Raw genomic sequence first — 23,180 nt, 5'->3', positions numbered from 1 at the left:
TATAATGAAAAAATTAATAATGAACAAGATAAAAAAAGAAGTAAATGAAGGTTGTTTTTTTCATGTGGATAATCATGAACGCATGTACATCGGGAAAAAGGGTAAAACAGGAATTATAATTTCGATCTTTGATTTGTCCGGCGATATCCGGAGATTTGAAACCAATGAACAAATCCTGTGCGAGGATATTATATTGTTTCAACAGAGTTCGGATGACCGTTATGTATTTGTTTACTCTAAGCTGCATGAGTATAAAGTTAAGGTGTTTTCAGCAAATGGAAAAGAACAAAGTGTATTTTCTCTGCCTTCAGGGGCTTCATGCAGTCTTCTGGATGAGAAACAAAACCTATGGGTTGGTTTAAGTGATGAAGGCATTTATGATGATGAAAACTCAAATGGTCAAAGTGTGCTGTGCTTCACTTTAGATGGACAATTAAAGGAAACGCATATTGATCAACAGCTTTCAGAAATATATGCGCCCGTTGTAGATGACTGCTATGCGCTTGCAGAAAAAGATGGACTCATCTACATGCTGTATTACGCTTATACAATCATTGCTGCGTTTGATGAAACCGACGTGAAACGAGTTTGGATTGTTTCTGATAAAGCATATTCCGGGGTTTACGACCAGCTAGCGATTTCAGATGACGGGTTTTGGATATGCAAAGATGAACAATCACTGTCCCTCATACCGGCTGATGTCAGTCTGCCGATGCAAGAGGTGAAGTGCTGTGATCCAGACGGGCGAGAGCTCTCGATACAACAGCTGAAACTAACAAGTAATGCTATTTATGCAATATCAGACTCGGGGATCTATAAGAGGGATATCCGAGGGGGAAAATCAAATGAATGAATCATCTTTTTGGCAGCTTATTGACCAAGCTGCCAACCAGGAAGAACCTAACGAGTGGCTGTGTAATATATTATCGGAAAAAGATACCAATGAGATCCTTGATTTTGAGTTTATGATTCAGACTTTGATTCAAAAAAGCTACCAGTCTTCCCTATGGGCAGCTGCATACATTCTCATGGACGGTTGCTCAGACGATACGTTTGATTATTTTCGCGGCTGGCTAATTGCTCAGGGAAAAGAAACTTTTGAAAAAGTACTTGATGATCATGAGTATTTGGCAGCCTACATCACAGAAGAGAAGCTTGACGAGGAAGGCCATCCGCAAAATGAAGACTTGCTGTCAGTGGCAATCAAGGCGTTGACATATAAGAAGACTAGTGACGATGAATGGAATGATAAAGTACACGACGATCTTTTAGATGCACTTGAACAAAAGGGACTTGCCGAATCGGACGGTATTGAATTGGATTGGGAAGAAGAAGATTTGACTGATAGGTTTCCAAAACTGTGGGAGCGTTTTGGGGATAATCCGCTGGGTGATTTTTAAATAGTAGAATATGAAAGCTTGTATCAATAAGCGATACAAGCTCTTTTTAGATCAAATCTGAAGGGTGAATGACAAAGAAAACAAGAGAATGGATAATCAATTTAAAAGAACTTGAGAAAGTGCCGGCGGAGGGTATGCAGCTCATTCAAAAAAGATTAATCGAAAAACTCGCCGATTGAAGAGCCAAATCAAAGAATAACTAGTCCCTTGTGCAAAAGTTATCGCTTTATTGATCTGGTCAAAGCAAGCAATTGCTTGAGCTGGTTTTATCAAATTCAATACCAGCCGACATCCGTGAGGTTGATGCTCCCGGAAAAATGGAAGCGAACATCTGATCTTGAAAACAACTCAGCAATATGTTGCTTGTGATGACCGGGACGTCCTGCTATTTCATCAACACTGTAGCGAAGTTTGTGCTTTTGGAAAATGTCTCGAGCACCTTGAGGGCTTATTGGAATGTATTGAGTTCGACGAAGGTTTTCCCAATCATAGTTTTATCTTGGTTGAGCCTGAGTGTCAGTTTGGTTTATGTATATTGCACACGGAATATGGGTGCGATCTTGTATATTGGTAGATTGCTTTCCTAGGAGGAAATCTTTGTGGAAAAGCTTCAATATTATAGGGTGCTTTGTATACTAGAAACAAATTAGAATATGTGGTGATCAAATTGAGCGAGCCAAAGCTAATAGAATGCACAAATAAAATCAAAAGTGTCTTAAATGATCAAACAACAAGATAAGAAGTGTCAGATTGGTTTATGCGGATAACCCCGGAATAGAAGATGATAGAGTCTGGGATATGTTAATCCTTCAATACGGGACTGATTTTAAATACTCTCCTGAAACTTATTTGCATAAACAGATGATTTAATGGAAAAGGGGCAGTCACAATGGCGGTTTACAGTGTATAAAAGATAGAAGGAGAGAATTAAATGTACTATTTTTATGAAATATCAACTCTCAATGACTATGATTGGGTTGAAAAAGAGTATAAAACAATAGAGGATTTAATATTTGTTATATTAAAAAATATGGAAAATAAACAATATGCAATGTATTCTTACTCTCTTTCAAATAAAGATACTGATGATTGTATTTTCTCAGCGAGCTTAAAAACAAATACTTTGTTTAATAAAAAAGTCTCTTTTATGAAAACTTCAGCAGAAGATTACAAAAATACAATAGTTGCACATGAAATTATAATCTTATTGGAAAAAGGTGTTGAGTTAAAAGATATATTTAAAGGAGCCCGTTTAGCAGAAAAAACAATCATTAAAGATTTACTGGACTATGTTCTTTATCATATAGAAATAACAGATTCTGAGACAATCAGAATAGGATCTAGACATAGAGAAAATATTATAAATATTATTAAATAACGACATTAAGTAAAAAATAGATGAGCCTGTTGAGTAAGTGGATAGGGATTAGAACCGAGACAGTAAAACGTGAACAATCGGTAGAACTTAGCTTGAATTCCAGAGCGCTATTCAAATCATTACTAATAAATTAGAACTTTTGAGTGGAGTACGAGGAGACAGCATGGCCAGAATTGGAGACGGCTGTCTGGAACTTGAAATAACACCGAGAAGGTATTACGAGGCGGAGGATGATCCTTTTATCTCAACAATGTTTGAACTGTTGGAACCTAATAAAGTAATCGCCCGCGATTACTCTGCCGTTTTATTAGAAAGTGAATATAAAATGCTGACATCAGGGATTGAAGCATTATTAGCGGGGAATCAAGACAGGATACGTTTAGAAACAATTGAACCATTTTTTATTTTGAGTATTGATAAAGAAAACGAATATTACAGATTTATCATTAGATTTGTGGAAAATCACTTAAATACGACTTTCTATAAAGTGAACTGTAATGAAGAGAAGCTAGAACTTTTCGTGAAGACTTTAAAATCAGATCTCAAAGACTCCAAAACGTAATTGGGGAGATAAACGATGTACAAAACAATTAATGAATGGGTAGATTACATAGATGGGGGGTGCGCTGTCCTTCATTTTGATTTTCAAGTGTTTAAAAAAGAACTTTCACTTAAGATTCAGGTCGTTGAAAATAAAGCCGAATATACGCATAACATTCTTTTTCAAAATGCAGCATCTGTTTATTTTAGTGCAGATATTGGTGATATGAGATTAGAAAAAATAGATCCCGAAGAATACAATTGGCAAGTATTTGAGATGAGTTACCACCCGGAAGGAATCGGTAATCTATCAAATGCTGTAATTCCGGAGTATCAATCAAATGCTAATTTTCTCATTGACATGAACAGAATGCTGATTGCTATAGAAGCTGAAACAGTTCGCTTTGACGACCAATCATTTTATGCGTATCATTCGAAATCATAAATAAACAAATAAGAGAGGTTCCCAGCCTCTCTTTTCTTACATAACGAAATCGTTCGCGGAGGCAAACATGAACACTCCTTTAAATTTACAAAAAGAATCATTGAGGGCTATAGGGAATCTGGATGTGATTAATCCGCTTAAATACAATTCGATTTATTCATGTGATCTAGTGAGTAAAGATACTTTTTCTCAAATTAATGAATGACTTAGAGTTCGAAACAGCTCTAATAGAAGTAATGGCATTCCCTTCTTTTATTGAAGAATGGAAGAAGAAGGTTGAAAAGAAAATGATAAATATGAATACTGTATCGAAAAAGTTCATTCATATTGAATGTGTCCTAACCAAAGAAGAATTGATGGCAGATTACTTATTAGATGAATTATATTTTTTAGCATCGATCAATGATTTTGTTGTTATAATAGCAAACCCTGCCAAAAATAAGTCCTGCATGAACCTGAACACTCAAAAGGTTGATGTAACTACTGAAAGTAATGAAAAAATCATTTGGTTTGAATACGATGCAGCAGATTTATATATCATTGATTAATTTAATATAAATTTCAGGTTCCTATTCAACGGAGTGTTGCTGATGTTAAAACTTACCGCGGAGCGTGTTGGGTCATATGAAAGGGAAAATATCATTTATTTCAATGCGGATCGGGATGATCAAGTATTTATTGTGTCGGTGCACGATCACAAAGTAATATTGGAGGTTATGAAAGGCAGCTCTCTTTTAATCAAAAAAGAGTTACACGGATTTTCTGAAGATGCCCATTTCTATCTGATTGATTCGTATGATGACACTATCGTGATCGTTTACCTGGAGAATCATACGTGTCAATTGGCTGCATACTGCGTAAACAGTAATAAAATCAATCCGATTTGTTCTTTTCTATTAAGCGCCAATGTATTTCATCTGGGTGAGGATGGATTATTATGGATCGGATTAACGGACGAGGGTATGTATGATGAGAGAAATCCTCAAGGAAAAGCGATATTTGCTTTTCATGCAGAAGACAGAACGTTTTATTTTGAAGACGATTTTAAAGAAATGATGCACGAATGCTATGCCGTACAATCGATCAAATCTGATTTGTATGTATGTTTCGAGGGAGAGGATTGCTGTGTCATCGGGCATTATCAGATTGGACGGGACAGAATTCGTACTGTTGCAGAATATGTGCTGGACGGCGATCAATACTCCTATTGTGATCAGCTATCCGTTTCGAAAAAAAGGGTGCTGCTGATTCAGAGTCACGATGATACCCTATTTGCATTTCATGAAGAGCACAAAGAGACTGACGTCATGATACACGGTATTGATAGAAAAGGAGAAACAACGTACAGAGCCGTACAGGATCGCATGTTTATCTTTAGTGATAACGATTTATATCTGGTGAAGTATTGATTACTTCTATGCAGCATACATGCCGGCAGAATGAAAATATCCTGTAAGGAAGTGTTCAGTGATGAGAGAAAAGTTAATTGACAAGCTTGAGGAAAACAAGAGGCATTTTTTAATGAAACAGGTGCGTGCCTCGCTAAGATCTTGTGAAGAATCAGGGTTTGTTTATCAATTAGCTGAGGCAGAACAAAGCAGGCAGATATTTGAGACTATATTATCGAATTCTTTCCCAAGTGCAGTGCGTGAAGTTGATATAAGCGACAAGGAGACAGCCATATCGCTTATTTTAGAAAACATTGCGGATACGGGGGTTGAACGGATGAATGATATTGTTTATCTGTTTCATCCGTATAGTAATGAAGTCGGTGCTATCAAATGTGCGCTGAAGGATTGTGCAAGTCATCTGCACTGTCTCATGGATTTTATAGATTTTGAAGGCCGGCTGCTTTCTAACAGCTGTATTTTAGTGGAGCCGTCCTTCTCATTTTCTGTCTGTTTATTTCACACAGAATACGGCTGTGAGCTTGTGTGTAAACCGCCGAAAAGAGGTACAAGATGCATCCCTTTTTTATAAAGAACACAAAGGAATCGGCAGTCTTTCAATTTCAAATATATTCTTTATTTCATGAAGACAAAGCGTTGCCCGAACAAGTTTTTAAACAACGAAAACATTATTATCTATTCGAAGAATTCCACTGGGTCTTGTCTGAAGAAGGCTGGGAAATGCTCAAAAGTTTGGCGCATCATCATCACGATGAATTTATCTTAATGGCTGTTCTGACACAACCGGATGATATGAATCGGTTTTACGAGGAATTCGGATATTTTAACTGGTTAAAGATTCCTTTAAATATAACCGAAGATGAATATCTTTCAATCTTAACTGATTATCCAAAGCACAGTAAAAATGACAGCATAATGAATATTGCATCCCGCGTCGTATGGGCTTCACCGACTTTAAAGTGGGCGATTTACGGAGAGAGAGATTTTGAAATCTGTATTCTAGGTATTGATCAGGAGATTGCGGGAAAAACGTTAGGGTCATGGAGGCCCTTAGACGACCGTGTTTTAGACTGGGTATCTGTTGTATTCCCGGATCAGATTGTTTCGGATGAATTTCAAAAAAAGCTCGCGGCGCATTATAAATACAAGGGGCAATGACATGAAAATAAAAATGAACAAGATACATGACGAATCAATAAAAGGACGTTTCTTCCATTTTGATAACTGCGGGCATCTGTATCTCGGACGGCATCAGAATGACGGGCTTTCGTTTACGATTATCGATGAATTAGGTGATATTCGAGTGATTCTGAGATGTTAAGATCCAACAGATATTCTTTAAATGATGACGTCATCCAAAACCTGAAATTACACAAAAAAGAATTAGAGGGTCCGCTGCCTTCGGATGCTGGGAGATTCGAAGAAGACTTTGAGGGGGCTGCCTGCGCGGGGGATTTTTATGAGTATTTCGCGCTTGTCTGCGGCAGCTTAGATTTTGTTTTGGCGAATAAACAAATGCCTAAGCGCCAGCGTAAAGCCTTATATAAATCCTTTTTTGAGCTGTATCCGCAATATGCGCAGCTGAAAAACGCTTTAACAGATTATCCGGAGCTCAGCCGGGAAATCGGGCGGCACGAACGGGTAAGAGGGCTGTTGGTCAGCATTTTAAACAAGAAAGGCAGGCTTCTGACGTGAAAGAACCCACAATAGCAGAATGTCTGAAGAAGGCTGATCTGATCCTGAACGGTCAAGCGGCGAGGGAAGAAGTGTCGGATTGGGCATGCGAGTACGTGGCTGCAGATGATCCGGAGGTTGAGGATGAAAACGTTTGGGAGATGCTCGTGTATTTGAGCGGGTTTGATCTGAAAGATTCGCCTGATTCGTATCTGCATACGATTGAAGAATTAAAAGATTGGGTGCAGGGTTATATGAAAACGCATGAAGAAAGGGTGCGTTCATGTCGGAATTAGTCTTTACAAAAATCAATACAAAAATAAACACAAGCGACCCAATCATTCTGACCATGAATGCAGTGGAACTCATCGTACTGCAGATACTAAAGGCACTTCAATCTTGTACCTTAAAGCAAGAGTTTATATATGCGCTGGACTGGCAGCATGAATGTTATCTATTTAATCCTCATGCGCCAATTGATAAAGATGAATTCGGTGAATGGCTGGTCTCCGTTATTCCAAATGGAGACTATTGTTTCTTTATTCATCAGGACTTCCAGTGGGGGCTGCTGGGGGATCCGCGGCAGCAAACCATTACGGTTTTTGGCTCACCGCTAATAAGGGCGATAGAAAGAAACTCTCCTGTCTTATTTCAAAAGTGAAGACCGCTTGCAAATGAATCTCATGTTTTTACGGGGGAGGAATAACAGGATGACAGAAGAAGAGTTCAGGGCTGCGGAAAAAAGCTTGAGAGCGTCTTTTCCGAAAGCGTATAAACGGCTGCTTCATAAAAAGAACCCTGCGGAGATCGGAGAGTGGATTTTTTTCGCTATCCGTGAACAAAGCCGTTTGCAGAAAACCTGGGATGATGTGATCAGGCAAAACAGTGTGTGCAGAGAAGAGAGTATGCCCGACGATTTGATCGTAATTGCCGACAACGGAACCGGGGATAAGCTGTGCTTGAAAAAGACGGACAGTGTAATGGAGGAGACTGTCTATCTGTGGGATCATGAGACTGCCGATGTTGAGTTGTATGCCGCTTCTATAGGAGAATTTATAGAAAATGAAAAAGAATAAGTGGCTGATTCAGGAGCTTTTAGAATTCCGCCTCCTTCGGGGACGAGAGATTTCTGTAATTGAGCTGGCGTTTTCCTCTGAGTATGAACATCAGCTCATTCGTGTAAGGCTCACATGCAAAGACGTTTCTTCCGTTCAAATAAAAGAAATGGAGAGTCAAACGGCTGGCTCAGGCATTGTAGCAATTGATCCTGCTGACGGAGATGATGGACAGCATTTTCTCGTGGAGGAGTGGGAGAACCAAACGTTCCGTTTTTACTGCCGTCAATATGAAGCAGCAGAGAAGAAGGTGTTAAGTAAGGAGGCGCAAAATGGAATGGCACAAACATGAGAAAGCAGTTCTGCCGGGGCCGGGTTCGCCGGGTTGTTTTGAATTGACGGAGTTTACGTTCTATACCGGGTATAACGAGTATTATGATAAAATCCCGGTGTTTGAGCTGAAGCTGACTGACGGACAGTATGATGCCGTACTGCGGTTTGAGGATGTGAGGTCTGCCCGGCTGGATGATCTTGAAAGCATCACCGACATCCATCTGGATATCAGCCCGGTCGACGGCGGCTGGGAATCGATCCGCTACTATGTCGATGACGGGGAAGGAAGCATGAGCTTTTATTGCGCCAAATGGGTCGTGCTCGACATGAAGAAAAAGCAGTCCCCCGAACGGCCCGGCAAAACGTCAGGGTAAAGCGGCGGCATTTCGCGTATAATGAGGGGAGCCGGACAGAGAAGGAGTTTAGTCATGAATGAGTTTAATGAATATGCGATCAGCCCCGAGATCCGACGGGCGCTGAATGGCTTGCAATACACCGAGCCGACTGAAGTGCAGCGGCGCGTCATCCCCGCCGCGCTGCAAAAAAAAGACCTCGTTGTCAAATCGCAGACGGGCAGCGGCAAAACCGCAGCTTTCGGCATTCCGATCTGCGAGCTTGCGGAATGGGAGGAAAACAAACCGCAGGCGCTGATTTTAACGCCGACCCGCGAGCTTGCGGCGCAGATTAAAGAAGATATCACGAATATCGGCCGTTTCAAACGGATAAAAGCCACGGCGGTTTTCGGAAAAGCTTCTTTTGACAAACAGAAAACCGAACTGAAGCAAAAAAGCCACGTCGTTGCCGGAACGCCGGGACGTGTGCTTGATCATATAGAAAAAGGGACGCTGCCGCTCGAACGGCTGGCGTATGTGGTGATTGACGAAGCGGATGAAATGCTGAATATGGGATTTATTGAACAGGTGGAAGCCATCATTCAGCATCTGCCGAAAAACAGAGTCACCATGTTGTTTTCAGCGACGCTGCCGGATGACGTCGAGAAGCTGAGCCGCACATATATGAAAGACCCTGAATTGATTGAAGTAAAAGCGGAAGGCCTGACGACAAAAGACATTGAGCATTTTGTCACCAGAACAGAAGAAGAGGATAAATCATCTTTGCTGCGTGATGTCCTGATCACCGAAAACCCGGACAGCTGCATCATATTCTGCCGGACAAAAGAAAGAGTTATCCAGTTAACCGATGAGCTGGACAGGCTGGGCTACCCTTGCGATAAAATTCACGGCGGAATGGTGCAGGAAGACCGCTTTGACGTCATGAATGAATTCAAGCGCGGCGAGTTCCGCTATCTCATTGCGACCGACGTTGCCGCCAGAGGAATTGATATCGAAAACATCAGCCTCGTCATCAATTATGATATTCCGCTTGAAAAAGAAAGCTATGTGCACCGCACCGGCAGAACGGGGCGCGCCGGACACCGCGGACTGGCCGTTACGTTTGTGACGCCTTCTGAATCGCGTTTTCTGAATGACATTGAGACATATATCGGTTTCCGCATCCAAAAGCGGGAGGCGCCGTCCGAGAAAGAAACAGCGGAACGGAAAGCGGCTTTTGCGGAAAAACTGAACGCCCGCCCCGATGTCAAAACAGACAAAAGCGAACAGTTAAACAAAGACATCATGAAACTGTACTTTAACGGCGGGAAAAAGAAGAAACTCAGAGCGGTCGATTTTGTCGGAACGATCGCGAAAATCGACGGCGTTTCAGCCGATGATATCGGGATTATCACGATTCTGGACAACGCATCATACGTCGAAATTCTGAACGGAAAAGGCCCGCACGTTCTTGACATCATGAAAAATACGACGGTCAAAGGCAAAAAACTGAAAGTCCATAAAGCCAAGAAATAAAATAGAAAGCCTGCCGCGCGCAGGCTTTTTTTACGCCGTTTCCTCAGGCACAAACGCAAGGATGGCAATGCCGATCACAAATAACAAAATCAGGCTGAACACCGCGGCTGACGAATTTCCGGTCAGCTGGGCGGTGACGGCAATCAAAAGCGGGCCGATAATTGAAGCGAACTTGCCGAAGATATTATAAAAGCCGAAAAACTCATTGGCGTTCTGTTTAGGGACAAGCTTGGCAAAGTAAGAACGGCTCAGCGCCTGAATACCGCCTTGGGAAGTGGCGACAAGCATAGCCAAAACCCAGAAATCAAAAGCGGAATCCATAAAATAAGCATACGTGCAGACAATCATATACACGCCGATCCCGGCATAAAGCATCGTTTTTCCCTTAAACCGTTCGGCCAGCCGCCCGTACAAAATTGAAAAAGGGGCGGCGACGACCTGAGTGACAAATAAAACAATCAGCAGATTTGCCGCGCTGATACCGAGGTCAGCCCCGTATGACGTGGACATCGTAATGATGGTGCCGACCCCGTCGATGTAGAAGAAATAGGCGAGCAGAAACAAAAACAGCGCCCGGTGCTTCCTGATCTGCTTCAGCGTGCCGGCCAGCCGTATAAAACTGCTGATCACAAGCCGCGGCTCCCTCTCGATATAATAGCGCTGGCGGACGCGGAGAAGGAGCGGAATCGAAAACAGTCCCCACCATGCCGCCGTAATCAAAAAGGCAATGCGGCCCGCAGTCTTGGCGGACAGCGGAATCACCTCCGCTTGTGCTGACAGAATCACGGCAATGCTGAGGAGAAAAGGGATTGTACTGCCGATATAGCCCAGTCCAAACCCCCTGGCGGACACCATATTCATCCGCTCCTTTGCGGCCACATCAACGAGAAACGCATCATAAAACACATTAGATCCGGCAAAGCCGATCGTGGAAATCGTATAACAAATTAATAACAGCATCCAAGATTCGCCGGGAATCAAAGCCAGCGCGGCGGTGCCCGCCACACCGATCAGAAAAAAGAAGGCAAAAAACCGTTTCTTGCATCCTTTGTAGTCGGCAATCGTTCCTAAGACGGGGCTGAGCATCGCCAAAATAAAAGTCGCGGCGGCAATCGTATAGCCCAAATAAGCGGTGGAATCAGCTGCGCTGACGCCGTTTTCCGCCGCCGCCGCTTTAAAAAACAAGGGGAACACCGCCGTCATAATAATGACCGAATAAGCTGAATTGGCCCAATCATACAGCATCCAGCTGCTTTCTTCTTTCGAAAACCGTTTCATCACACACGCTCCTTCCCAAAAACCGGTTCTCTGCATTATATGCGCCTCTGCCTCATCGTTGGACAATGATTTCTGAACGGCGTTTTCTGATTGACCTGGAGATATTGACCTGGTACAAAAAGGATGTACAATCAAGGTGTAGCAGGTAAATGGTCAGGCGGGAGGGAGACGGAATTGAAGATTGCGAAAGTCATTAATAATAATGTCGTCAGTGTGCTCAAAGAAGGCAATCAGGAATTGGTCATCATGGGCCGGGGCATTGCTTTTCAAAAGAAAACGGGAGATCCGGCAGATGAAGCCCGCATTGAGAAAGTGCTCACCCTCGATAACAAAGATGTATCCGAAGTTCAAAACCCTTTTGTATGATATTCCGATCGAGTATATGGAAGTATCCGAGGAGATTATCAGCTATGCGAAATTACAGCTTGGCAAAAAGCTCAACGACAGCATCTATGTGTCGCTGACCGACCATATTAACTTTGCCATTCAGCGCAATAAGAAAGGGCTGGATATCAAAAACGCCTTGCTGTGGGAAACGAAGCGGCTCTACAAAGACGAATTTGCAATCGGAAAAGAATCGCTGATCATGGTAAAAAACAAGACTGGCGTGTCTCTGCCGGAGGATGAAGCAGGTTTTATTGCGCTGCATATTGTAAATGAGGAGATGCCCAATATCATCAGCATTACAAAAGTCATGCAAGAGATTTTGAGTATCGTAAAATACCATTTTAAGATTGAATTCAACGAAGAATCGCTTCACTATTATCGGCTTGTCACCCACTTAAAGTTTTTCGCGCAGCGTCTTTTTAACGGCACACATCGACTTTTTGCTGGAGAAAAATACCGTCGGGCGTATGAATGCACGAAGAAAATCCAAACTTGCATTGAGAGGGCGTATGAGCACAAGCTCACCAGTGACGAGCTGCTGTATTTAACGATTCACATAGAAAGGGTAGTCAAACAAGCATAATGAAAGCGTTGGCATTATTGTTCTTGGATTCATTTTTTCTTACATTCACATATGATCTTGTTAGGATTGTTGCTGATAAGCATGCAAAACCTAAATTACAATGAGCGCGGATCATTTCTGTTTGTGCTGATGGTAATTTAGGTTTTTTTAAGATTCGTTATTATCATTATTCTGACCGATGTTCCCTTTTAACAGAATCATGTATGATCGATAAAGAAATCGCTCTCAAAGAAAGGGGAATGCCGACATGTTTTATCGTATGAAACGAGTGCTGCTCATTCTTGTCACTGGATTGTTTTTGAGTTTGTGTGCGATCACTTCTGCTGCATCAGCTCAAACAGGCGGATCGTTTTTTGAACCTTTTAACAGCTATAACTCCGGTTTCTGGCAAAAAGCAAATGGTTACTCCAATGGAGATATGTTCAACTGCACTTGGCGTGCAAATAATGTATCCGTGACGTCATCAGGTGAAATGCGTTTGGCGCTGACAAGCCCGTCTTATAACAAGTTTGACTGCGGGGAGAACCGCTCCGCTCAAACCTATGGCTATGGACTTTATGAAGTCAGAATGAAACCGGCTAAAAACACGGGGATCGTTTCATCGTTCTTCACTTATACAGGTCCAACGGATGGTACCCCTTGGGATGAGATTGATATCGAATTTTTAGGAAAAGACACGACAAAGGTTCAATTTAATTATTATACAAATGGCGCGGGAAACCATGAGAAGGTTGCGGATCTCGGATTTGACGCGGCCAATGCCTATCATACGTATGCGTTCGATTGGCAGCCGAACTCTATAAAATGGTATGTCGATGGGCAATTAAAACATACTGCGACAAGCCAAATCCCGACAACACCGGGAAAGATCATGATGAACTTGTGGAATGGGATAGGTGTCGATGACTGGCTCGGTTCCTACAATGGTGTAAATCCGCTATACGCTCATTATGACTGGGTGCGCTATACAAAAAAATAATGTACAGAAAAGGATTTCCGCCAGCGGAAATCCTTTTTTAATTAAAACGAAATAATCCCAATCAAAAGCGCCGCAATCGTCATCACAATCGTTGTCCCCACGGCCCATTTAATAGTGAATTTTTGATGGTCGCCAAAGCTGACGCCTGCCATTCCGACCAATAGATAGGTGGATGGCACAAGCGGGCTGAGCAGATGCACAGGCTGTCCCAGCAAGGAGGCTCTTCCGATTTCAGCGGCGTCTATTCCGTAAGCGGAAGCGGCTTCGGCGATGATGGGAAGAACACCGAAGTAAAAGGCGTCATTCGACATGAAAAAGGTGAAAGGCATGCTGGCAATCGCCGTGATCAACGGCAGATGCGGACCCATGGCATCAGGGATGAGGGAAACGAGAGAATGCGCCATCGCATCGACCATTTTTGTGCCTGAGAGAATGCCTGTAAATATGCCTGCCGCAAACACCATTGAGACAACGTTTAACGCATTACCCGCATGCGCCGAAATCCGTTTCTGCTGCTCTTTGACATTTGGATAGTTAATCATCAAGGCGATGGCGAACGCGATCATAAAAAGAACAGGGATGGGAAGCAGGCTGGTGATCAGCGCGGCCATCAGAGCGACAGTCAGCAGCAGGTTAAACCACTGGAGAGCGGGACGCTTCAGCGGCGCCGCCTCCGGATCAGAAGACGGCGCGTGTTCAATCGAAATGATGCCGAGACGCTTCCGTTCTTTTTTTCCAAGGAGATAAGCAACGGCGATCACCCAGAGAACGCCGGCGATCATAGCGGGAATCAGCGGCGTAAAAACTTCTGACGTGTCCAATTTCAAGGAAGCCAAAACCCTCGCCGTCGGTCCGCCCCACGGAATAATATTCATGACGCCCGAACCGAGCATCGCAATCCCCGCCAGCACCAAACGGTTCATGCCGAGCCGTTTGTAAAGGGGCAGCATTGCCGCAATCGTAATCATATACGTTGTTGTCCCATCTCCGTCCAGCGAAATGGTCATCGTCAGAACCGCTGTGCCTACGGCGATTTTTAACGGGTCTCCTTTGACAAACGATAAGATTTTGGCAATGAGAGGATCAAACAGGCCTGAGTCGATCATAATGCCGAAATACAGGATGGCGAATAACAGCATAATCCCGGTAGGAGCGAGGTCTGTAACACCCTGAATCATCATCCCGCCAAGATCTTTGCCAAATCCGCTGATCAGGGCAAACACAACAGGAACGACAATCAAAGCAATAAGTGCGGAAAGCCGGTTAGACATAATAAGGTACATAAAAACAATCATCATCACAAAACCGAGTATGGCAAGCATGATATGACCTCCCCTGTTCAACAGCTGTTTTGGTAAGCGCTTTCACTTTTTGTTTCTGTGAAAATGGCTTATTTCAAAATGTGTATGACCGCATATGTAAATACAGACCTAAAATCCTAATGAGCGGATCAGCAGTTTATTTAAAGAACGCCGCGGGTAAATGTGCTGTAGAATGTTTCGTTTTAGAAGGGGGAACTGACATGAGTGATGATCAAAACAAACGAGTAAATGAACACTCAAAGGACGAACAGCTTGAGCAGTACCGATCTGATAACAGCGGCAAAAAAATGACGACCAATCAGGGGCTTCGCGTGTCTGAGGATGAGCATTCTTTAAAAGCGGGCGTCCGCGGCCCCACGCTGATGGAGGATTTTCATTTTCGTGAAAAAATGACGCACTTTGACCACGAGCGGATTCCGGAACGGGTTGTTCATGCACGCGGGTACGGCGTTCATGGGCATTTTCAGGTGTACGAACCGATGACGGAATATACACGGGCGAAATTTTTGCAGGACCCGTCTGTCAAAACACCTGTTTTCGTCCGTTTCTCAACAGTGGCAGGCTCCAAGGGGTCAGCCGACACCGTCCGTGACGCCAGGGGATTTGCGACGAAGTTTTATACTGAAGAAGGGAACTATGACCTCGTCGGAAACAATATTCCGGTGTTCTTCATTCAGGACGCGATCAAATTCCCGGATCTCGTTCACGCCATAAAACCGGAACCGCACAATGAAATGCCGCAGGCTGCGACGGCTCATGATACGTTCTGGGATTTTGTCGCAAACAATCCTGAATCCGCGCACATGGTCATGTGGACGATGTCTGACCGCGGCATCCCGCGAAGCTATCGGATGATGGAGGGCTTCGGTGTGCATACGTTCCGTTTCGTCAACGAGGAAGGAAAAGCGCGCTTTGTCAAATTCCACTGGAAACCCGTGCTCGGCGTTCATTCCCTCGTATGGGATGAAGCGCAGAAAATTGCCGGGAAAGATCCCGATTTCAACCGCCGCGACCTGTGGGAAACGATTGAAAACGGCGGCAAAGTCGAGTATGAGCTCGGTGTTCAGATGATTGACGAAGAAGATGAATTTAAATTTGATTTCGATATCCTTGATCCGACGAAGCTGTGGCCGGAGGAGTTGGTTCCCGTCAAGCTGATCGGAAAAATGACCCTCGACCGCAATCAGGACAATGTCTTTGCGGAAACGGAACAGGTCGCCTTTCACCCGGGAAATGTCGTGCCGGGCATTGATTTCACCAATGATCCGCTTCTTCAAGGCCGGCTTTTCTCTTATACAGATACACAGCTCATCCGTCTTGGCGGGCCGAATTTTCACGAGATTCCGATCAATCGGCCGGTCTGCCCGTTCCATAACAACCAATACGACGGCTACCACCGGATGACGATTAATAAGGGTCCTGTCGCCTATCATAAAAATTCCCTGCAGAACAATGATCCGTCGCCGGCCTCAGAAGAAGAAGGCGGATACGTTCATTACCAGGAAAAAGTAGAAGGCAGAAAAATCCGCCAGCGCAGTGAGAGCTTCAATGACTATTTTTCTCAGGCCAAGATGTTCTGGAACAGCATGTCTCCCGCCGAGAAAGAACATATCATCTCCGCATTCTGTTTTGAAGTCGGAAAAGTGAACAGCAAGGATGTGCAGCAGCAGGTGGTTGATGTCTTCAGTCACGTCGACGCCGGGCTTGCCGAGCGTGTTGCGAAAGGAATCGGGGTGAACCCGCCGCCGAAGGACCGTGAATCTGATGAAACGTTCACTTCCCCGGCCTTAAGCCAGGAAAACACGGTGAAGACGGCAGCGACAAGGCAGGTTGCGGTTTTAACCGACTACGGGTTTTCTGATGAGAAAGTCAAACAAGTGCTTGACGCATGCAAACAGGCGGGAGTCAGAGCCGATATCATCAGTCCTGTGCTTGGAACCGTCAAGGGAGAAAACGGCACGGAGCTCGAAGCGTCAGCCACGTTCCTGACAGCGGATTCCGTCCTGTACGACGCTGTTTTCATTCCGGGCGGAAAACAAAGCACAGACAGCCTCAAAGCCCAAAAATCGGCCAGAGACTTCGTCAACGAAGCTTTCAGCCATTACAAAGCGATCGGCGCCTCCGGTGAAGGAAAAGAACTTCTCGCCCTCGCCGCCGGAACAGAAAGCGGCCCCGGTCTTGTTCCGGACGGAAACCATGAACAATTTCTGAAAGCCGTGGCTGAGCATCGGCATTGGGACAGAAACATATAAGAATGAAAAAGCGCCTTTTTATGAGAGGGGCGCTTTTTTCTTGTGAAAGAATATTGGGAGAAAACGAAATTGCTACCGTGCAAATCCGTACCTTCCGCTGTCCGGGACAGTCAGGGCATTGCATTATTTAAAGCAGGCGGGTTGATGAAATAATATGTTTCACCCTCTTTGGTTTACTTCCGCTCTGTGTTTGTGTATCTTAGGGGTAGATTTTCTGGAGGAGCGATTGATAGTGAAGCCGTTTACCGAAAAACAACTCGAAGAATATTACCGGCGTGACGAAAACATGATGATTTTGGTGTTTGCCCAATGGTGCGTCAATCATGACCTTGATCCGATGGCCATTTACAGCAAAGCTTACCCCGGACAGCCTTTAAACAAAGAGCTGCGAAAAACGGCTGAAGAGCTTGTCGTGCCGAAGGAGGAATCAGAACCGATTCCTGATCAAACCGTCATCGGCGTTTTGGAGATGTTCGGCAACTCCGATTTGGCGGAAGCCGTTTATGAAGCCATTGCGCAAAGACCTTCACGGTAAAAGAGGCGTGGATTATCCATGTCTCTTTTTTCATGGAGAAAATGTGAAAGAAGGCCCAGAAACAATTTGCTGATCTGCGCTGTCTATAGAGTGTAAACCGTTTTCAAAAAGGGAACGGTAATGAAAAGGAGGAGTTGTGATGAAAAAAGCATTCAAAATGATGGCGGCCGTGCTCTTAACCGTGCTGACAGCCGCGCCGTTCGGAGGTTTCGCGCCTTCAGCCGAGGCCGCGCAAACCGCAAAGCCCGTCGTCAAAAGCCAGACGTATAAGCATGTAAAGCAGCTGACGTACCCCGAGGTCACAAATACGGGAAATGCATCTTTTGAAAAGAAAATCAATCAGGACTTCAAACGCTATATTGAAAACTCGTACAAAGAATATGTAAAAAACAAAAAAGACGGTGAAAAACAAGGCTACAAAGCGGAATACCAGGCAGATTTCAAGGTGAAGTATAATCAAGGCGGCAAGCTCAGCATTCAGACGGAAAACTACAGTTACACAGGCGGCGCACACGGGCTGACAGCCGTTCAGACCTTTAATTACGACCTGGCCGCAAAAAAACGGGTCACACTCAATGATGTGCTGAATACAAAAACGAAAGCCAACAAAACGAGAGACTATCTTTACGGCTACATTAAGAAACATAACGATCTGTTTGACCAGGACGTCAAAAAACAAGAGATCATCCTCAATAACGAAAGACCTTTCTTCTTTACGAAAAACGGCATTGCCGTTGTGTTCGGACAATATGATCTCGGACCGTACGCGGCAGGAATCCGGGACGTTTTCGTGCCTGCATCCGTCTATCAATAAAAAAAAGCGATATCACTCCAAAACGGAGCGGTATCGCTTTTTTTCTTTTACCAGACAAACAATCCGACAATCGCCGCGCTCAATAAGGAAACGGCAATTCCGCTGACAAGCAGCTTCCAGACGTTTTTCCCGATGATGGCTGATTTTTCACCATCAAGCAGAGATTGATAAGATCCGTAGATCATACCGATGGTGCTGAAGTTTGCGAATGATGTCAGGAATGTCGTAGCCACGGCAATCGTGTGCGGCGGAAGTGATTTCAGCTGCCCTTTCAGATCGGCCATTGCCACAAATTCATTCGTCGCGAGCTTGATGCCCATCAGCTGTGCGACATACATCGCGTCATGTACACCTAATCCGAGAAGGAAGGCAAACGGACTGAAGATGTATGAGAAAATCTTTTGAATGGTCAAACCGTGCATGAACAGTCCGAGTACGCCGTTTAACGCAGCCGTTAACGCCACATATCCGATTACCATCGCTAAAATAACAATGACCATGTTCATGCCGACAAGCATACTGTTAGAAATCGTGGAGAAGAAGTCTTTTTTCTCCGCTTTTGAAGGAACGTAAATAATATCATCCTCTTTAGAAACGTCCGCGGGATTCAGCATATTGGCGATTAAAAGCGCGTTTAAGCAATTCAGCGGGATGGCTGTAAACACATAAGTGGACGGAACCATCGTCAAGTACGATCCGATGATCGAACCGCTGATGCTGCTCATGCTCATCAGCCCGAATGTCAGAAGCCGATTGTTGCTGACGGCGGCAAGCTGCTGGCGGATGACGGCTAAAGCTTCCGTATTTCCTAAAAACATCATCTGGATGGAGAAAAAGCTCTCCAGCTTCGGCAGACGGGATATTTTAGAAATCAGCCAGCCGATTTTATCAATGAGCCACGGCAGAATACCGAAATACGACAGCATATCAAAGAAGGTCACGACGAAGATAATCGGCAGCAATGCGCTGAAGAAAAAATCAACCGTCGGGTTCGCCATGACAGACGGAAAGGCGAAGGCAATCCCTTGACTGGCACAGGAAATCAGCCATGTAAAGAACGCGCCGATCTTCCCGATGACAAAGCCGCCGACTTTTGTCCCTAACATAAACCAAGTAATCAGAAACTCAAAGACGAGGAGCATGACAATCGGACGCCATTTAATCTTCTTCTTGTTGGGTGAGCATAAGAAAACAACAGCCATGACAACAATGAGACCGACAATGTTCAATAAAAAGTACATGTGAGCAACTCCTATAAGGGTATTATGGAAATAAAAAAAGCTCTTATTCGTCACAAATTCCTGAAAGCCAGAAAGTGTGATAAATAAGAGCCAAAAGAAAAGAATAGACTGACAGCATCATATGCTTTTCACTCGTTCAAATTTATGCAAACTTTCTTGTAGTCTAGTCTTTTACGGCACTAGGTAGAAACAATCAGACCATATTACTGATCATATACAAGAATAACGATATTACATGAGATAGCAGTATTTTATCGTTTCAATTTTTGAAAATCAACCTTTTTAGATATTTTCAAAATAATAAATTTATATTATAAATAAAGAAAATAAAGGATGTTCACAAGTAATTGGATAATAAAGGTATAAAAGCCCCCGAAAAACAGTTCCGGTTCATTGTAAAGACGGGATGCAGCTGATAAAATGGATCTGAGGGCACCGCCTTCAAAAGACGGCAGAAAAGGGGTCATTTTCATGATCATTCAGTTCATTCGTTACAGATAATGAGAGGTATAGATAAATAGGTTAAACTTCCAATTTTGCGAGGTTTATTTGTCTATGCCTTTTTCATTTCATCGGAATAACGAATGAATGAGGTGTTTTTATTGACGTCTATAAAAAGAAAACGCGCGGAATTACTGCAATCATGCCAGTCCGTATTCAGGTGTCCGCTATGCAGTTCGGCCATGGCGGTCTCACAATACAAAAGCTTGATGTGCGGACACGGGCATACATTTGATATATCAAAGCAAGGATATGTGAATTTCCTCAATAAATCGTTCAAAACCCGCTATGACAGGCGGCTGTTCGAAGCGAGACGCGCTCTTTTTGACAGCCGGGAATTTTTTGTCCCGGTTCAAAAGGAGATCGCCGCAATCATCAGCCGCATTCAATCTCCGCAAACAACGGCGGCGATATTGGATGCGGGATGCGGAGAAGGCTCTCATTTAGCCGCCGTATGCAAATGGCTTCAGCCCGCTTTTTCCGTGACGGGAATCGGTATTGATCTCTCGAAAGAAGGTGTGCTGCATGCCGCAAAGGCCTTCGGGGATCATTTGGTTTTTGCCGTCGCTGATGTGGCGGATGCGCCGTTTGCCGACAGCTGTTTTGATGTCGTGATGTCTGTTTTATCACCTTGGAATTACAAGGAATGCAGCAGGCTTTTACGAAAGGGCGGCACAGTCATTAAAGCGGTGCCGCGGCGTGATTATTTGAAGGAAGTAAGGGAATTCTTCTTCGGAGACAGTCCTCGGCGGAATGACACCGCCGATTCTGCGGCCGGACGATTCCAAGCGGGCTTTCAAACTTTTGAGCGCAAACGGCTGTGTTACACGAAGACCTTATCGCAGCCTGACCTCGAGCGGCTTGTGAAAATGACGCCCTTAACATGGAAATGTACTGATGAAAGCATCCGGCGGTTTATCAGCCGAAAAGCGGCGGATATTACGATAGATATCGATATTTTAATCGGAACCGGTCCTCTGTAAACAGAAAAGACACGCTGATCGCGTGTCTTTTTTTTATTTCCAGACTTCACCGGCAATGCTGACGACATGACGCAGTTTCGCCCATTGCTGTTCTTCTGTGATCAGGTTTCCTTCCTCAGTGGAGGCGAATCCGCATTGCGGGCTGAGGCAAAGCTGATCCAGGCTGACATATTGTGAAGCTTCTTCAATCCGGCGTTTAATCGCGTCCTTGTCTTCAAGTTCGCCATGTTTTGATGTAATCAATCCAAGCACAAGCTGAAGATCAGAGCGTTTGACATAGCGGAGCGGTTCAAAGCCGCCGGAGCGGGAATCATCATATTCCAGGAACAATCCGTCAAGGTCAAGCCCGTCAAAAATCGTTTCAGCCGCTGCATCATAGCCGCCTTCAGCCGTCCATGTGGATTGGAAGTTGCCGCGGCAGATATGCATCGTAACCTTCAGATCGTCAGGGCGGTCCTTGATCGCGTCATTAATGGAAGCGGCAAACAGCTTGCGCAGCTCATCCGGCGTTGTGCCGAAATCTTCAATCTGACGAAGCCCCGCTTCAGATAAGAAAACGGCCCATGCGGTGTCATCAAGCTGAAGGTAGCGGCACCCGGCGTCATAGAAAGCCTGAATCGCTTTTTTATACGCTTTTGACACATCGTGCTGAAATTGTTTGTAATCATTCTGGTAGGCCGCTTTTTCCAATTTTCCGCGGAAAAACAGCATATTCGGACTTGGGATGGTCATTTTCGGAACAGCATTGCCGGCAATGCTGTGCAGGAATTTATAATCTTCGAGCATCGGATGCTGAGAAAAATCAATATCTCCCGTTACTTTAATGCCGCGCGCTTTCGTCTGTACGTTGTGAAACTGAATGCCGCTTTCAGGCGTAAATGCCTCAACCCCGTCTAAATTTTCGAGAAAATCAAAATGCCACCAGGCACGGCGGAATTCGCCGTCAGTCACGACATTGAGGCCGGTTTCTTTCTGCTTTTCCACGCTGCGGATGATTTCTCTGTTTTCGATTTCGCGCAGCTGTTCTGCCGAAATCTCACCCGCCGCTCTTTGCAGGCGGGCTTGCTTCACAGCCGCCGGCCGCAGCAGGCTTCCGACCTGATCCGCGCGAAACGGCGGGTTTTTTCTTAGAAGAGTATGCGATGGTTGTTCTGTGTTTTGCTGTGACATGAACGATTCCTTCTTTCCTGATGAAATATAAAAAAACTCTTCCCTCGGATAGGGAAGAGCTTGCGTCCGCAAATCTCAACCTTATCTTCAGGATTTAGCACCATTCTGCTGAACAGCGGTTGCCGGGTATCATAGGGCCAGTCCCTCCACCTCTCTTGATAAGGAAATATGCTATTTTTCAGAATAAACTGTAATACTCTTAATCTTAGTATGTTTTCTTATATTGTCAATATATTTCGATAAATATTTTTATTTGTCACCCTCAAATAGAATCATATCTATCACGATGGCGATCGCAAGACAAAGAGCAATATCCTCTTCCTTTTCAATCTGCAAATGATAGGAATCGCCCCAGCTCATCCATGATTTGGTGACGGTCATCCGGTTTGATTTTCCGTCTGTCACTTGAAAATTCCGGCCCCACACATCGCCGGTAAGATTCCAGCCGAGTCCGGAAATTTCAAATTTCGGTTTGAAAAACGTGACTTTCTTGATGACTTGGCAGACGGGTTTGCCGCTGACGGAAATCTCGTAACGGGGAACGAGCGACATCAGTTTCTGATTGACGCTGGCGAGCGTGCGGCCGTCCAAATCAGTCAGCTTCAGTTCATCACCGAATGAAAACAGCTTTCCTTCAACATTGTAGACTTCTTTTCCGCTTTCAAGAAACACTTGAAAACGATTCTTAAACGTAAACATTCGCTCTTTGATGTAAAAATGGTACATAAAAAAACTCCTTTTTTATGTTTTACGAAAAAAGGAGGCGGAAGGTTTCATATCGGCCGGGTGCATAAAAAAAGGCTGCCGATTTTGCGGCAGCTGTCGTTTTTATGATAGCGGCATCCGGCGTTTTTGACGGATCGCATTTAAATCAATGATGTTATTCGTGTCGGCAGCTGTCACCAGCGGGCTTGTCTTTGGCGTTTTCCGGCGGTTGTCCTTACTGAAAGAGAAAACAAGATACCCTGTCAAAGCAGCGAAAATAAGTAGCATCATTTTACATACCTCCCAAAAAAAGTTTTGGTATTATTAT

28 protein-coding genes, 3 pseudogenes and 2 riboswitches are annotated in these 23,180 nt (G+C 44.3%); of the genes and pseudogenes, 25 read left to right on the top strand and 6 right to left on the bottom strand.

The features are described from left to right. Window positions 1–4 precede the first annotated feature (4 nt). The 19 genes and pseudogenes from AC2CGA_RS10770 (at window position 5) to AC2CGA_RS10680 (ending at window position 10,102) form a co-directional block, all read left to right on the top strand. Complete coding sequence (locus AC2CGA_RS10770) at window positions 5–853, top strand: hypothetical protein (RefSeq protein WP_044052783.1); 849 nt, start codon at window positions 5–7, stop codon at window positions 851–853. Next, window positions 846–1,400 (top strand): DUF4240 domain-containing protein, encoded by a 555-nt coding sequence (locus AC2CGA_RS10765; protein WP_025853670.1) that lies wholly within the window; start codon window positions 846–848, stop codon window positions 1,398–1,400. Before AC2CGA_RS10770 ends, AC2CGA_RS10765 begins: the two co-directional genes overlap by 8 nt. A 143-nt stretch (window positions 1,401–1,543) precedes the next feature. Then, window positions 1,544–1,974 (top strand): annotated as a pseudogene (locus AC2CGA_RS10760) (YxiF family protein). A 72-nt stretch (window positions 1,975–2,046) separates the two neighbouring features. Continuing rightward, window positions 2,047–2,270, top strand: a pseudogene (locus AC2CGA_RS10755) (hypothetical protein); the annotation flags it as partial. A gap of 61 nt (window positions 2,271–2,331) precedes the next feature. Continuing rightward, window positions 2,332–2,778 (top strand): hypothetical protein, encoded by a 447-nt coding sequence (locus tag AC2CGA_RS10750; RefSeq protein WP_044052784.1) that lies wholly within the window; start codon window positions 2,332–2,334, stop codon window positions 2,776–2,778. Window positions 2,779–2,941: 163 nt separating this feature from the next. Further along, on the top strand, window positions 2,942–3,340 hold the full coding sequence (locus tag AC2CGA_RS10745; RefSeq protein WP_117614728.1) for a WapI family immunity protein: 399 nt from the start codon (window positions 2,942–2,944) through the stop codon (window positions 3,338–3,340). Between the two features lie 15 nt (window positions 3,341–3,355). Next, a complete protein-coding gene (locus AC2CGA_RS10740; RefSeq protein ID WP_025853667.1) occupies window positions 3,356–3,763 on the top strand; it encodes a YxiG family protein in 408 nt (135 codons plus the stop codon). A gap of 236 nt (window positions 3,764–3,999) precedes the next feature. Further along, window positions 4,000–4,311: a hypothetical protein gene (locus tag AC2CGA_RS10735; RefSeq protein WP_223151813.1), complete on the top strand. Its 312-nt coding sequence runs from the start codon at window positions 4,000–4,002 to the stop codon at window positions 4,309–4,311. 42 nt (window positions 4,312–4,353) lie between these two features. Continuing rightward, window positions 4,354–5,172 carry a hypothetical protein gene (locus AC2CGA_RS10730; RefSeq protein ID WP_484480190.1) on the top strand — a complete coding sequence of 273 codons (819 nt, stop codon included), beginning with the start codon at window positions 4,354–4,356 and terminating at the stop codon, window positions 5,170–5,172. A gap of 61 nt (window positions 5,173–5,233) precedes the next feature. Continuing rightward, entirely contained in the window at window positions 5,234–5,743 is a 510-nt protein-coding gene (locus tag AC2CGA_RS10725) for a YxiF family protein (RefSeq protein ID WP_003150746.1), read from the top strand. Next, complete coding sequence (locus tag AC2CGA_RS10720) at window positions 5,725–6,330, top strand: hypothetical protein (RefSeq protein ID WP_003150748.1); 606 nt, start codon at window positions 5,725–5,727, stop codon at window positions 6,328–6,330. Before AC2CGA_RS10725 ends, AC2CGA_RS10720 begins: the two co-directional genes overlap by 19 nt. A 1-nt stretch (window position 6,331) precedes the next feature. Next, on the top strand, window positions 6,332–6,493 hold the full coding sequence (locus AC2CGA_RS10715) for a hypothetical protein (RefSeq protein ID WP_003150751.1): 162 nt from the start codon (window positions 6,332–6,334) through the stop codon (window positions 6,491–6,493). Then, entirely contained in the window at window positions 6,487–6,867 is a 381-nt protein-coding gene (locus tag AC2CGA_RS10710) for a YxiJ family protein (protein WP_014306112.1), read from the top strand. Before AC2CGA_RS10715 ends, AC2CGA_RS10710 begins: the two co-directional genes overlap by 7 nt. Beyond that, window positions 6,864–7,142 (top strand): hypothetical protein, encoded by a 279-nt coding sequence (locus AC2CGA_RS10705; protein ID WP_015387502.1) that lies wholly within the window; start codon window positions 6,864–6,866, stop codon window positions 7,140–7,142. Before AC2CGA_RS10710 ends, AC2CGA_RS10705 begins: the two co-directional genes overlap by 4 nt. After that, entirely contained in the window at window positions 7,130–7,507 is a 378-nt protein-coding gene (locus AC2CGA_RS10700; protein ID WP_015387503.1) for a DUF2716 domain-containing protein, read from the top strand. The genes AC2CGA_RS10705 and AC2CGA_RS10700 overlap by 13 nt, the downstream gene beginning before the upstream one ends. 49 nt (window positions 7,508–7,556) lie before the next feature. After that, window positions 7,557–7,922 (top strand): SMI1/KNR4 family protein, encoded by a 366-nt coding sequence (locus AC2CGA_RS10695; protein WP_003150757.1) that lies wholly within the window; start codon window positions 7,557–7,559, stop codon window positions 7,920–7,922. After that, on the top strand, window positions 7,909–8,253 hold the full coding sequence (locus AC2CGA_RS10690; RefSeq protein ID WP_015387504.1) for a hypothetical protein: 345 nt from the start codon (window positions 7,909–7,911) through the stop codon (window positions 8,251–8,253). The genes AC2CGA_RS10695 and AC2CGA_RS10690 overlap by 14 nt, the downstream gene beginning before the upstream one ends. Further along, entirely contained in the window at window positions 8,234–8,608 is a 375-nt protein-coding gene (locus tag AC2CGA_RS10685; protein WP_046560151.1) for a hypothetical protein, read from the top strand. The genes AC2CGA_RS10690 and AC2CGA_RS10685 overlap by 20 nt, the downstream gene beginning before the upstream one ends. Before the next feature lie 54 nt (window positions 8,609–8,662). After that, a complete protein-coding gene (locus tag AC2CGA_RS10680) occupies window positions 8,663–10,102 on the top strand; it encodes a DEAD/DEAH box helicase (protein WP_014306105.1) in 1,440 nt (479 codons plus the stop codon). 30 nt (window positions 10,103–10,132) lie between these two features. On the opposite strand, the gene AC2CGA_RS10675 is transcribed toward AC2CGA_RS10680, so the two are convergent. Further along, a complete protein-coding gene (locus tag AC2CGA_RS10675; RefSeq protein ID WP_103695219.1) occupies window positions 10,133–11,383 on the bottom strand; it encodes an MFS transporter in 1,251 nt (416 codons plus the stop codon). A gap of 171 nt (window positions 11,384–11,554) precedes the next feature. Here AC2CGA_RS10675 and licT point away from each other — a divergent pair. Continuing rightward, a pseudogene (licT, locus tag AC2CGA_RS10670) lies at window positions 11,555–12,350 on the top strand (BglG family transcription antiterminator LicT). A 247-nt stretch (window positions 12,351–12,597) separates the two neighbouring features. Further along, complete coding sequence (bglS, locus tag AC2CGA_RS10665) at window positions 12,598–13,329, top strand: beta-glucanase (protein WP_003150769.1); 732 nt, start codon at window positions 12,598–12,600, stop codon at window positions 13,327–13,329. A 41-nt stretch (window positions 13,330–13,370) separates the two neighbouring features. Here bglS and citH read toward each other — a convergent pair whose 3' ends face one another. Then, window positions 13,371–14,651, bottom strand: coding sequence for a citrate transporter CitH (gene citH, locus AC2CGA_RS10660; protein ID WP_003150770.1), 1,281 nt, complete (start codon window positions 14,649–14,651; stop codon window positions 13,371–13,373). A 200-nt stretch (window positions 14,652–14,851) separates the two neighbouring features. Here citH and AC2CGA_RS10655 point away from each other — a divergent pair, with 200 nt between their 5' ends. The 3 genes from AC2CGA_RS10655 to AC2CGA_RS10645 all read left to right on the top strand — a co-directional run bounded on the left by AC2CGA_RS10655 (window position 14,852) and on the right by AC2CGA_RS10645 (window position 18,252). Continuing rightward, window positions 14,852–16,903, top strand: coding sequence for a catalase (locus AC2CGA_RS10655; RefSeq protein ID WP_032857206.1), 2,052 nt, complete (start codon window positions 14,852–14,854; stop codon window positions 16,901–16,903). A 286-nt stretch (window positions 16,904–17,189) separates the two neighbouring features. Beyond that, window positions 17,190–17,438 (top strand): hypothetical protein, encoded by a 249-nt coding sequence (locus AC2CGA_RS10650; RefSeq protein ID WP_046376745.1) that lies wholly within the window; start codon window positions 17,190–17,192, stop codon window positions 17,436–17,438. A 139-nt stretch (window positions 17,439–17,577) separates the two neighbouring features. Further along, window positions 17,578–18,252 carry a DUF3298 and DUF4163 domain-containing protein gene (locus AC2CGA_RS10645; protein WP_003150773.1) on the top strand — a complete coding sequence of 225 codons (675 nt, stop codon included), beginning with the start codon at window positions 17,578–17,580 and terminating at the stop codon, window positions 18,250–18,252. A 47-nt stretch (window positions 18,253–18,299) separates the two neighbouring features. Here the strand turns inward: AC2CGA_RS10645 and AC2CGA_RS10640 are convergent, their stop codons facing one another. Continuing rightward, window positions 18,300–19,493 (bottom strand): NupC/NupG family nucleoside CNT transporter, encoded by a 1,194-nt coding sequence (locus AC2CGA_RS10640; RefSeq protein WP_139885492.1) that lies wholly within the window; start codon window positions 19,491–19,493, stop codon window positions 18,300–18,302. Window positions 19,494–19,632: 139 nt separating this feature from the next. Further along, window positions 19,633–19,733: riboswitch (purine riboswitch) on the bottom strand. Between the two features lie 362 nt (window positions 19,734–20,095). Here AC2CGA_RS10640 and AC2CGA_RS10635 point away from each other — a divergent pair. After that, complete coding sequence (locus tag AC2CGA_RS10635) at window positions 20,096–20,977, top strand: methyltransferase domain-containing protein (protein ID WP_139885491.1); 882 nt, start codon at window positions 20,096–20,098, stop codon at window positions 20,975–20,977. Window positions 20,978–21,010: 33 nt separating this feature from the next. Here the strand turns inward: AC2CGA_RS10635 and AC2CGA_RS10630 are convergent, their stop codons facing one another. The 3 genes from AC2CGA_RS10630 to AC2CGA_RS10620 all read right to left on the bottom strand — a co-directional run bounded on the left by AC2CGA_RS10630 (window position 21,011) and on the right by AC2CGA_RS10620 (window position 23,143). Then, entirely contained in the window at window positions 21,011–22,147 is a 1,137-nt protein-coding gene (locus tag AC2CGA_RS10630) for a 5-methyltetrahydropteroyltriglutamate--homocysteine S-methyltransferase (protein WP_139885490.1), read from the bottom strand. Between the two features lie 78 nt (window positions 22,148–22,225). After that, window positions 22,226–22,312: riboswitch (SAM riboswitch) on the bottom strand. A gap of 84 nt (window positions 22,313–22,396) precedes the next feature. Beyond that, window positions 22,397–22,873: an LURP-one-related/scramblase family protein gene (locus AC2CGA_RS10625; protein ID WP_003150780.1), complete on the bottom strand. Its 477-nt coding sequence runs from the start codon at window positions 22,871–22,873 to the stop codon at window positions 22,397–22,399. A gap of 102 nt (window positions 22,874–22,975) precedes the next feature. Next, window positions 22,976–23,143 carry a hypothetical protein gene (locus AC2CGA_RS10620; RefSeq protein ID WP_003150808.1) on the bottom strand — a complete coding sequence of 56 codons (168 nt, stop codon included), beginning with the start codon at window positions 23,141–23,143 and terminating at the stop codon, window positions 22,976–22,978. Between the last annotated feature and the right edge of the window lie 37 nt (window positions 23,144–23,180).

Source organism: Bacillus sp. SYZHCR11, from assembly GCF_057196865.1.
This window is presented reverse-complemented; position numbering and strand designations above follow the sequence as displayed.

Coding starts and splice junctions, on each gene's coding strand:
- AC2CGA_RS10630 (WP_139885490.1), bottom strand. CDS start 22,147: ATGTCACAGCAAAACACAGAACAACCATCGCATACTCTTCTAAGAAAA.
- AC2CGA_RS10720 (WP_003150748.1), top strand. CDS start 5,725: ATGCATCCCTTTTTTATAAAGAACACAAAGGAATCGGCAGTCTTTCAA.
- citH (WP_003150770.1), bottom strand. CDS start 14,651: ATGCTTGCCATACTCGGTTTTGTGATGATGATTGTTTTTATGTACCTT.
- AC2CGA_RS10745 (WP_117614728.1), top strand. CDS start 2,942: ATGGCCAGAATTGGAGACGGCTGTCTGGAACTTGAAATAACACCGAGA.
- AC2CGA_RS10730 (WP_484480190.1), top strand. CDS start 4,354: ATGTTAAAACTTACCGCGGAGCGTGTTGGGTCATATGAAAGGGAAAAT.
- AC2CGA_RS10700 (WP_015387503.1), top strand. CDS start 7,130: ATGTCGGAATTAGTCTTTACAAAAATCAATACAAAAATAAACACAAGC.
- AC2CGA_RS10765 (WP_025853670.1), top strand. CDS start 846: ATGAATGAATCATCTTTTTGGCAGCTTATTGACCAAGCTGCCAACCAG.
- AC2CGA_RS10715 (WP_003150751.1), top strand. CDS start 6,332: ATGAAAATAAAAATGAACAAGATACATGACGAATCAATAAAAGGACGT.
- AC2CGA_RS10650 (WP_046376745.1), top strand. CDS start 17,190: ATGATGATTTTGGTGTTTGCCCAATGGTGCGTCAATCATGACCTTGAT.
- bglS (WP_003150769.1), top strand. CDS start 12,598: ATGTTTTATCGTATGAAACGAGTGCTGCTCATTCTTGTCACTGGATTG.
- AC2CGA_RS10680 (WP_014306105.1), top strand. CDS start 8,663: ATGAATGAGTTTAATGAATATGCGATCAGCCCCGAGATCCGACGGGCG.
- AC2CGA_RS10710 (WP_014306112.1), top strand. CDS start 6,487: ATGTTAAGATCCAACAGATATTCTTTAAATGATGACGTCATCCAAAAC.
- AC2CGA_RS10695 (WP_003150757.1), top strand. CDS start 7,557: ATGACAGAAGAAGAGTTCAGGGCTGCGGAAAAAAGCTTGAGAGCGTCT.
- AC2CGA_RS10750 (WP_044052784.1), top strand. CDS start 2,332: ATGTACTATTTTTATGAAATATCAACTCTCAATGACTATGATTGGGTT.
- AC2CGA_RS10655 (WP_032857206.1), top strand. CDS start 14,852: ATGAGTGATGATCAAAACAAACGAGTAAATGAACACTCAAAGGACGAA.
- AC2CGA_RS10740 (WP_025853667.1), top strand. CDS start 3,356: ATGTACAAAACAATTAATGAATGGGTAGATTACATAGATGGGGGGTGC.
- AC2CGA_RS10725 (WP_003150746.1), top strand. CDS start 5,234: ATGAGAGAAAAGTTAATTGACAAGCTTGAGGAAAACAAGAGGCATTTT.
- AC2CGA_RS10685 (WP_046560151.1), top strand. CDS start 8,234: ATGGAATGGCACAAACATGAGAAAGCAGTTCTGCCGGGGCCGGGTTCG.
- AC2CGA_RS10735 (WP_223151813.1), top strand. CDS start 4,000: ATGGCATTCCCTTCTTTTATTGAAGAATGGAAGAAGAAGGTTGAAAAG.
- AC2CGA_RS10645 (WP_003150773.1), top strand. CDS start 17,578: ATGAAAAAAGCATTCAAAATGATGGCGGCCGTGCTCTTAACCGTGCTG.
- AC2CGA_RS10620 (WP_003150808.1), bottom strand. CDS start 23,143: ATGATGCTACTTATTTTCGCTGCTTTGACAGGGTATCTTGTTTTCTCT.
- AC2CGA_RS10690 (WP_015387504.1), top strand. CDS start 7,909: ATGAAAAAGAATAAGTGGCTGATTCAGGAGCTTTTAGAATTCCGCCTC.
- AC2CGA_RS10770 (WP_044052783.1), top strand. CDS start 5: ATGAAAAAATTAATAATGAACAAGATAAAAAAAGAAGTAAATGAAGGT.
- AC2CGA_RS10640 (WP_139885492.1), bottom strand. CDS start 19,493: ATGTACTTTTTATTGAACATTGTCGGTCTCATTGTTGTCATGGCTGTT.
- AC2CGA_RS10625 (WP_003150780.1), bottom strand. CDS start 22,873: ATGTACCATTTTTACATCAAAGAGCGAATGTTTACGTTTAAGAATCGT.